The sequence below is a fragment of the Hyphomonas sp. UBA3601 genome (genome assembly GCF_002375605.1).
Lineage (GTDB): Bacteria > Pseudomonadota > Alphaproteobacteria > Caulobacterales > Hyphomonadaceae > Hyphomonas.
Genome location: NZ_DFME01000118.1, coordinates 12,744 through 13,738, shown reverse-complemented (window position 1 = coordinate 13,738; position 995 = coordinate 12,744). Strand labels below are relative to the sequence as shown.

Here is a 995-nt window from a genome sequence, read left to right as displayed (position 1 = left end):
GCCGCACTCCCTTTTCGGTGCAAGTCCCCTTATAAGTCTCGCCATGCGCGCACGGACACGACGACTCTATACTTTTGGCATTGCGGCGCTGCTGCTCCTGGCGGCGGCGGTGCTGGCTTTCTTTGCGCTGCGCGAGAATGCCAACCTGTTTTACACGCCGGAAATCCTGGCCGAGCAAGGCCAGCCGGAAGACGGCAAGGTTGTGAAGGTCGGCGGCTGGGTCGAGCCGGGATCACTGGCCTATTCCGAAGATGGCGCGACCATGATTTTCACCGTCATCGACAACAGCCCCCATACGATCCGTGTCAGCTATACCGGCATCGCGCCAGACCTGTTCCGCGAAGGACAGGGTGTGGTGGCAACCGGCCAGTTCGGGCCGGAGGGCGCGTTCACGGCGCGACAGATCCTCGCCAAGCATGATGAAAACTACCAGCCGCGGGAACTGAAACCGCTGGACGTGGCCGGATGATCGAACTCGGCCATTTTGCGGCCTTCCTGGCGCTGGCAGCGGCGCTGGCGCAGGGCATGTTCGGCCTGACGGGCCAAAGGCGGATGGCGGGGCTGGCCGCTTATGCCGGTTTCGCGGTGATGATCCTGTCTTTCGTGACGCTGATCGTGGCCTTTGCCCGGTCTGATTTCTCGGTCGCGCTGGTGGCGAACAATTCGCACACGCTGAAGCCGATGATCTACAAGATCGCAGGCGCCTGGGGGAACCATGAAGGCTCGATGGCGCTCTGGTGTCTTGTCACGCTTGGCTTTGGCGCAGCAGGTGCGCTGTGGATGCGCACCGGGCGCGACCTGTTCGAGGCGCGCGCGCTCGGCATTCAGGGCCTGCTGGCGGTCGGCGCGCTGGCCTATTTGTTGTTTGCATCGTCGCCCTTCCTGCGGCTGGATCCAGCGCCATTTCAGGGCGCAGGGCTGAACCCGCTCTTGCAGGATCCGGCGCTCAGCATTCATCCGCCCATGCTGTATCTTGGCTATGTCGGATATTCCTT

Annotated in this window: 2 protein-coding genes; both read left to right on the top strand. The window is 62.7% G+C overall.

Annotated features, from left to right (window positions below):
- Positions 1 to 469, top strand: a 469-nt coding sequence (locus tag B4F73_RS12740) for a cytochrome c maturation protein CcmE (RefSeq protein WP_290483450.1), incomplete at its 5' end; no start/stop codon positions are given.
- Positions 466 to 995 (top strand): cytochrome c biogenesis protein CcsA (gene ccsA, locus B4F73_RS12735; RefSeq protein ID WP_290483449.1); only part of this gene is annotated, 530 nt, incomplete at its 3' end. The genes B4F73_RS12740 and ccsA, both read left to right, overlap by 4 nt.